Raw genomic sequence first — 7,529 nt, 5'->3', positions numbered from 1 at the left:
GGCATGGGCACGGTGTGGCGCGCCCACGACGAGGTGCTCCGGCGTGAGGTGGCCGTCAAGGACGTGCGCGCCCCGGCCGGGCTGCCCGCCGGGGACGTGGAGCGGATGTACGCCCGCCTGGAGCGCGAGGCGTGGGCGGCGGCCCGGGTCGCCCACCCGAACGTGGTCACGGTGTACGACGTGGCGATGGAGGGCGGACGCCCCTGGATCGTCATGGAGCTGGTGCGCGGCCGCTCGCTCGCCGACGTCCTGGAGACGACCGGCCCGCTGTCGGTGACGGAGTCGGCCCGCGTCGGCGCCGAGGTGCTGGACGCGCTGCGCGCCGCGCACGAGGTCGGTGTACTGCACCGGGACGTGAAGCCGGCCAATGTGCTGCTGTCGGACGACGGCCGGGTGGTGCTGACCGACTTCGGTATCGCCTCGGTCGAGGGCAGCTCGGCGCTGACCATGGCCGGAGAGGTGATCGGATCGCCCGAATTCCTCTCCCCCGAGCGTGCGTTGGGCCGTACTCCCGGCCCCGGATCGGACCTGTGGTCGCTGGGTGTGCTGCTGTACGCGGCGGTGGAGGGCGGGTCCCCCTTCCGCCACGACACCCCGCTCTCCACCCTGCGCGCCGTGGTGGACGAACCCCTGCCGCCCCCGCACCTCGCGGGCCCGCTCACCCCGGTCATCGAGGGACTCCTGCGCAAGGACCCCGAGGAACGGCTGCCCGCCGAACAGGCCGCGCGCGACCTGCGGCTGATCGCGGCGGGGGGCGCCCCCACGACCCGTGTCGCGTACGTACCGCCGCCCCCGCCGACCGTCCTGCTGCCGGAGGGCGAACCCGATCCGGGTCCGCCGGTGCGCGAGCGCCGCGCGGGCGTCGTCCTCGTCATCGGCGTGCTCGCCCTGGTCCTCGCGCTGGGCGGGCTGGCGTACACCCTGCTGCAGCGGGACGACGGCGACCGGAACGAGGGCAAAGGCACCCCGAGCGCGACCGTGACGAAGACCGGCGAGCCCCGCTCCCCCACACCGACCAGCCACGAGCCGTCACCGACGAAGAGCAGCGCCCCGCCGAGCAGTGTCGAGCCCGCGCAGTCGGTACGGGTGTCGCTGACCGGAACGCACACGCACTACCAGGGCAGTTGTCCGCCGCCGGAGGCCGGGTCGCCGGTGTTCACCGCGACGTTCACCGTGGGGCGGCTGCCCGCCGAGGTGCGCTACCGGTGGAAGCTGAAGCACGGCTCGTTCGAGGGCGAGGAGTGGCGCACGCTGTCCTTCCCGGAGGGCGGGGAGCGGACCCGGCAGGCGCGGGTGACCGTGCGGACGAACGACAAGGACGGCACGTCGGAGAACGCCATCAGTGTGGAGGTGCGCGAGCCGCAGCGGGTCACGTCCGACGAGGTGCCGTTCACCGTGACGTGTGACAAGCCGACGGAGACCCCGTCGGACGGGGCCTCCGCTTCATCCTCCGGCACACCTTGATGTTTCCCTCGTGCGAGTGACTTCCGTACGGCTCGCCTTGACGGGGTCACCCTTGTGGGCCGCGTGGGTCAGGCGGCGTTGGTGAGCACGGGGAGGTAGCCGCCGGACTGTCCGGCCGCGGTGGGGTGGTAGGACTCGCCGATGTTGGTCCAGTTGACGCTGTGCAGCCAGGAGTCGCTGGAGCAGATCTCGTGGCCGGTGAAGGTGGTGCGGACGTCGCCGAAGACGAAGCCGTGGGCCTGGGCGCGCTTCTGGATGGCGCTGTTCATGTAGTCGGCCGCGCTGTTGATCGCGGAGCGCTTCGTCTCGGAGAGACCGAGGCAGGCCTGACCGAGCAGGTAGAAGCGCGGGTAGCCGATGACGACCACGCGGGCGGAGGGGGACTTGGCGCTGATCGCGTTGTACACGGCGTCGAGCTTGCCGGGCAGCGTGGAGTCGACGTAGGCGCGGGCGGTGTTGATCCGGGACAGACAGGTGCTGTCGGAGGAGATGACACAGGTGGTCATGACGTCGGCGAAGCCGGCGTCATTGCCGCCGATGGTGATGGACACCAGGCCGGTGGAGGAGTTGAGCGAGCCGAGCTGGTTCGCGAGGACGTCGTCCGTGCGGGCGCCCGAGCAGGCGTTGAAGGCGAACGAGGACGGGCCGTGCGCGGCGTTCCAGAGGTAGGGGTACGCCTTGGTGCTGCGGTCGCAGTCGCCGCTGGAGCTGATGTAACTGCCCGACCCCACCCCGGAGGAGTAGGAGTCGCCGAGCGCCACGTAGCCGCCGGTGGCGGCCTGCGACGATCCGGCACCGGCGAGGGTGAAGCCGGTGGCGAGGAGGAGTGAAGCCACGTATGCCGCAATTCGGGTACGTCTCATGGAACCTCCCTTTAGCAGGATCTCTGCCACAACTTTGGTACCAGCTACGCGCGTTGACGGGAAGTGTCCATGCCAAAACAATTTCGCCCCTCAACCGACCGGCCGACGGCGGGGCAGGTCCGTCGCGTTGACGACCCGCCACATAGCACATGGCGTAGACGGGTTCGGGCACATTGCCCCAGAAGAGGCGTGCGGACCGAGGTCGTCTTGACGCCCTCCGAGCGGCTGGGCCACATTGAAGCCCGGCATCCGGCGCGTCGGGGGGCAAAGTCGGCCCATGCGGTCCTCAACTGGCAACAGATCCACGGAAGACGACTTCGTGGCGGACGGTGAAGGCACAGAGCGGGCGGGTCCGGGGAGGGACCTGTCGGCGCTGCTCGCCGGAGCCGCGACCGGCACCGCCGCGTGCGGCGCGCTGCTCGTGCTCATGGACTCCGGCTCACCGCTGCGCGGGCCGTGCGCGCTGTTCTTCCTGCTCGCCGCACCCGCCCTGGCCATCGCCGTGGCGCTGCGCGGGCTCGACCCCTTCGGCCGGCTGATCGCCGGACTCGCGGGGGCGGTCGCGCTCGACATGCTGGTCGCTCAGGCCATGTTGACGGTGCACCGCTGGTCGGTGACCGGCGGGACCGTCGCCGTGACCGTGCTCAGCCTGCTGATCCTCCTGGCCACCCGGGTACGGCAGCGGGCGGGCTCGCGGGAGGGGACACCGGAGGGGAGTAAAACAGGCCAAAGTTTCGTAACGGCCAAACCAACTGATTCGTGAGACCACGTCCAGGTCTTGCGATTCTGCTTCTATCGTCAATACCGTCGTACATCTCACCCGATCGGTCCGTCGCCCACGGTTCAGGGGAGGGCTCGGAGCCGTGACGCACCGGGGTGAGGCGCGGTAGGGGGGTGCCGTGCTCGGTGACCGCACCAGGTGACCGGGCCGTGCCGCGCGACCGGAGGTCCCTGCACGCTCGGGGGCCCGGTCAGCTTTGCCAGCTCGTCCTTTCCGGCCCGGAGCGCTTTTCGCCGTGCCGCGGCCAGGGACGAGAACCCCCCTTTCGAACCGGACACACAGCCGGGCCGCCCGAGGGGCGGGCGGTCCACCGGACGAGAGGGACCACAGTCATGAGTTCTGTTCTGCGCACGCCGGGTCCGGACCGCGAACCGCTGCTCGCGGCCCACTACCGGCCCATCTCCTCGCACCTGGCGATCACTCCGCCGGTGAGCGTGGTGATCCCCGCCATGAACGAGGCGGAGAACCTGCCGTACGTGTTCAAGACGCTGCCGGACTGGATTCACGAAGTGGTCCTGGTCGACGGCGACTCCACCGACGACACCGTGGACGTGGCCCGCTCGCTGTGGCCGGACGTGAAGGTGGTCGCCCAGCGCGGCAAGGGCAAGGGGGACGCCCTGATCAGCGGGTTCGAGGCGGCTTCCGGCGACATCATCGTGATGGTCGACGCGGACGGCTCGGCCGACGGCAACGAGATCGTCTCCTACGTCTCCGCGCTGGTCTCCGGCGCCGACTTCGCCAAGGGCTCCCGGTTCGCCAACGGCGGCGGCACCGATGACATGACCCTGATCCGCAAGCTGGGCAACTGGGCGCTGTGCACGGTCGTCAACCGCAAGTTCGGCGCCCGCTACACCGACCTCTGCTACGGCTACAACGCCTTCTGGCGGCACTGCCTGGACAAGATCGACCTGGACTGCACCGGCTTCGAGGTCGAGACGCTGATGAACATCAGAGTGGTCAAGGCCGGGCTGAAGGTGCAGGAGATCCCCAGCCACGAGTACCTCCGCATCCACGGCACCAGCAATCTGCGGGCCGTGCGGGACGGGCTGCGGGTGCTCAGAGTGATCCTCCAGGAGCGTTCCAACCGCCGTGCGCTGCGGCGGGGACGCCGCTCGCCGCTGGCGGACTCCCGGCGGGGAGCGGCGTCTTGACCGCTCCGGCCGTCTCCGTCGTGATCTGCGTGTACACCGAGGACCGCTGGGAGGACATCCTCGCGGCGGTCGCCTCGGTGCGCGCCCAGTCCCATCCGGCGCTGGAGACCCTGCTGGTGGTGGACCACAACCCCGCCCTGCTGGACCGGCTGGCCGCCGAGTACAAGGAGGCGGACGGCCCGGTCCGGGTGCTCGCCAACGCCGGTCCGCGCGGCCTGTCCGCGGGCCGCAACACCGGGGTCGCCGCGTCGAAGGGGGAGGTGATCGCGTTCCTCGACGACGACGCGGTGGCCGAACGGGACTGGCTGCGCCACTTCGCCGAGGGGTACGCCGACCCGCGCGTGCTGGCGGTCGGCGGCCGGACCGAGCCGGTGTGGGCGTCGGGGCGGCGGCCGGCCTGGTTCCCGGAGGAGTTCGACTGGGTGGTGGGCTGCACCTACCGGGGCCTGCCGCCCGGCCGGGTCCGGGTGCGCAACGTGCTGGGCGGCAACGCCTCCTTCCGGCGCACCGCGTTCGAGCTGGCGGGCGGTTTCGCCACCGGGATCGGCCGGGACGGCGACCGGCGCCCGCTGGGCTGCGAGGAGACCGAGCTGTGCATCCGGATCAGCCGCGCCCGCCCCGGCGCCGTGCTCCTCGTCGACGACCGGGCGGTGATCCACCACCGGGTGCCCGAGGCCCGCGAGCGCTTCGCCTACTTCCGCACCCGGACGTACGCCGAGGGCCTGTCCAAGGCGCTGGTGGCCCGGAGCGTGGGCGCGGCGAAGGGGCTGGAGTCGGAACGCCGGTACACCACACGGGTGCTGCCCGCCGGGATCGCGCGCGGTCTGCGGGACGCGGTACTGGCCCGGCCGGGCGGCGCGGGACGGGCCGGGGCCATCGTGGCGGGCGTGCTCGGCGCGGCCGGCGGTTATGTGGTGGGCAGCGTACGGGTCCGGCGCGGCGGCCCCCGGTTCGCGGTGCCGCCGGTGGAGGTGGGCGGATGACCGGGACGGCCGTACCGATCCTGATGTACCACGCGGTGGCGGCCGCGCCCAACGACGCGACCCGCGCCCTGTCGGTCGCGCCGGAGGCGTTCGCGGAGCAGATGGCGCTCATCGGCGACCTGGGGCTGACCCCGCTCACCACTGCCGCGCTCGCGGCGCACTGGCGCCACCGGCGCCCGCTGCCCGCCCGGCCGGTGCTGATCACCTTCGACGACGGCTACGAGGGCGTCCACCGGCACGCCCTGCCGGTGCTCGCCAAGCACGGCTTCCCGGCCACCCTGTTCGCCTCCACCGGCTGGCTCAGGGGCCCGTACGACACCGGGGGCGGCCTGGACGCCATGCTCGACTGGGACCAGGTGCGCGAGCTGGCCGACGGCGGTGTGGAGATCGGCGGCCACACCCACAGCCATCCGCAGCTCGACCAGTTGGACGACGCCGCCCTCGCCGCCGAGCTGGAGCACAGCACCCGCATCCTCACCGACGAACTGGGCGTCCGCCCGCTGTCGTTCGCCTACCCCTACGGTTACTCCAGCCGCCGGGTCCGCCAGGCGGTGCGGGCGGCGGGGTACGCCCAGGCGCTGGCGGTCGGCAACGCGCTGGCCCGGCGCCGGCAGGGCCCGTACGCGCTCCACCGGGTGACCGTGCGGCGCGGCACGGGGGTGGCCGAGTTCGAGCGGCTGCTCGAAGGACGTTCCATCGCACGGGACTTCGCCAGGGACCGTGCGCTCACCAAGGGATACGCACTCGTGCGAAGAGCACGCCAGGTCTGCCGGAAGGCCATCCGCTCCCGTGTCTGACACGACCACCGCCCAAGAGGCCGCCCCGGCCGTCTCCGCGCCGGGGCGCCGCCCGCGCCTGCCCGTACTGGGCCGCGCGTTCGGCGGCAATCCGCTGTTCCGCAACGCTTACGCGCTGATGCTGAACACCGGCATCTCCGCCGTCCTCGGTCTCGGCTTCTGGCTGGCGGCGGCACGCTACTACTCGGAGTCGGCGGTCGGGCAGGGCTCGGCCGCCATCGCCGCGATGAAGCTCCTCGCGGGGCTGACCGCGGTGACCCTGACCGGCGCCCTGGCCCGCTTCATCCCGGTCGCCGGACGCGCCACCGCTCGGCTGATCTTCCGGACCTACGCCGGAAGTTCGCTGGTGGTGGCGGTGGCGGCGGGGGTCTTCCTGCTGACACTGGACGTGTGGGGGCCGTCGTACCGGTTCCTGCACGGCCCGGTGAACGGGCTCGGGTTCCTCGCGGCGGTCGTCGCCTGGAACGTGCTGACCCTGCAGGACGGGGTGCTGACCGGGCTGCGCAGCGCGCCGTGGGTGCCGGTGGGCAACACCGTGTTCTCCGCGGTGAAGCTGGGGCTGCTGGTGGCGTTCGCGGTGGCGATCCCGACCGCCGGGGTGTTCGTCTCCTGGGTCGCGGCCATCGCCACCTCCGTACTCCCGCTGGGCTGGCTGGTGTTCCGGCGGCTGGTGCCCCGGCACACGGCGGCGACCGAGGGGCGGGCGCACCCGCCGACGCTGCGGGAGATCGGCCGGTTCCTGGCCGGCGACTACACCGGCTCGCTGTTCTCGCTCGGAGTGGTCTACCTCGTCCCGGTGATCATCGCGTCGCAGGTCAGCGCCGAGGACAACGCGTACTTCTACATCACCACCACCATCGGCGGCACCACCAACCTGCTCGCCATCAACATGGGCGCCTCCCTCACCGTGGAGGGCTCCCACGACCCGGCCCGGCTGGCCGCCAACACGCGCGCGGCGCTGAAGCGGATGGCCCGGATCATGCTGCCGGTCGCGGGCGTCCTCTTCGTCGGCGCCCCGTGGATCCTCGGCGTGTTCGGCGCGGGGTACGCGGACGCGGCGACCCCGCTGCTGCGCTGGTTCGCGGTCGGCGCGGTGCTGCGGGTGGTGATGGAGACGTACTTCGCGGTGCTCCGGGCACAGAGCCGGACCGCCGGACTGGCCTGGCTCCAGGGGCTGCTGTGCGTGCTGGTGCTGGCCCTGACGCTGCTGCTCCTGCCCAGGATGGGGCTGACCGGCGCGGGCGTCGCGGAGATCTGCAGCCTGGCGGTGATCGTGGCCGTCGCCGCGCCGCGCCTGTGGCAGGTGATCCGGCCCGGTCCGGTGACCGCGGCCCCGGACGGCGACCTGGCCGATCTGGGGCCGCGCGAGGCCGGCCGGCCGGCGCCCTCCTGGGTCAGGGAGACCGAGCCGCCGGACGCGCCCTCCGACGTGGCCCCGCCGGTCGCTCCGCCGGACGAGAAGCGGGCCCCCGCCGAGCCTCCCCCACCTC

Annotated in this window: 7 protein-coding genes; 6 read left to right on the top strand and 1 reads right to left on the bottom strand. The window is 72.4% G+C overall.

What is annotated here, in order from left to right:
- A partial coding sequence (locus CCN33_RS01845; protein ID WP_086690365.1) for a serine/threonine-protein kinase occupies positions 1-1,464 on the top strand: 1,464 nt, incomplete at its 5' end.
- Between the two features lie 68 nt (positions 1,465-1,532).
- Here CCN33_RS01845 and CCN33_RS01840 read toward each other — a convergent pair.
- Positions 1,533-2,327, bottom strand: a complete 795-nt coding sequence (locus CCN33_RS01840) for an SGNH/GDSL hydrolase family protein (protein WP_086690363.1) — start codon at positions 2,325-2,327, stop codon at positions 1,533-1,535.
- A gap of 319 nt (positions 2,328-2,646) precedes the next feature.
- Here CCN33_RS01840 and CCN33_RS01835 point away from each other — a divergent pair, with 319 nt between their 5' ends.
- The 5 genes from CCN33_RS01835 to CCN33_RS01815 form a co-directional block, all read left to right on the top strand.
- Entirely contained in the window at positions 2,647-3,090 is a 444-nt protein-coding gene (locus tag CCN33_RS01835; RefSeq protein ID WP_341866559.1) for a hypothetical protein, read from the top strand.
- Between the two features lie 350 nt (positions 3,091-3,440).
- Positions 3,441-4,259 (top strand): glycosyltransferase family 2 protein, encoded by an 819-nt coding sequence (locus CCN33_RS01830; RefSeq protein ID WP_086690361.1) that lies wholly within the window; start codon positions 3,441-3,443, stop codon positions 4,257-4,259.
- Positions 4,256-5,242 (top strand): glycosyltransferase family 2 protein, encoded by a 987-nt coding sequence (locus CCN33_RS01825; protein ID WP_086690359.1) that lies wholly within the window; start codon positions 4,256-4,258, stop codon positions 5,240-5,242. The genes CCN33_RS01830 and CCN33_RS01825 overlap by 4 nt, the downstream gene beginning before the upstream one ends.
- A complete protein-coding gene (locus CCN33_RS01820; protein ID WP_086690357.1) occupies positions 5,239-6,039 on the top strand; it encodes a polysaccharide deacetylase family protein in 801 nt (266 codons plus the stop codon). Before CCN33_RS01825 ends, CCN33_RS01820 begins: the two co-directional genes overlap by 4 nt.
- Positions 6,032-7,529, top strand: a 1,498-nt coding sequence (locus tag CCN33_RS01815) for a lipopolysaccharide biosynthesis protein (protein ID WP_341866558.1), incomplete at its 3' end; no start/stop codon positions are given. The genes CCN33_RS01820 and CCN33_RS01815, both read left to right, overlap by 8 nt.

This window comes from Streptomyces recifensis, assembly GCF_002154615.1.
Classification (GTDB): Bacteria; Actinomycetota; Actinomycetes; order Streptomycetales; family Streptomycetaceae; genus Streptomyces; species Streptomyces griseoluteus.
The sequence above is the reverse complement of the archived record's forward strand: the minus strand, read 5'-3'. Positions and strand labels throughout refer to the sequence as shown.

Bases quoted from the DNA above. Each gene is read 5' to 3' on its own strand.
- CCN33_RS01840 (WP_086690363.1), bottom strand. From the start codon at position 2,327: ATGAGACGTACCCGAATTGCGGCATACGTGGCTTCACTCCTCCTCGCC.
- CCN33_RS01830 (WP_086690361.1), top strand. From the start codon at position 3,441: ATGAGTTCTGTTCTGCGCACGCCGGGTCCGGACCGCGAACCGCTGCTC.
- CCN33_RS01820 (WP_086690357.1), top strand. From the start codon at position 5,239: ATGACCGGGACGGCCGTACCGATCCTGATGTACCACGCGGTGGCGGCC.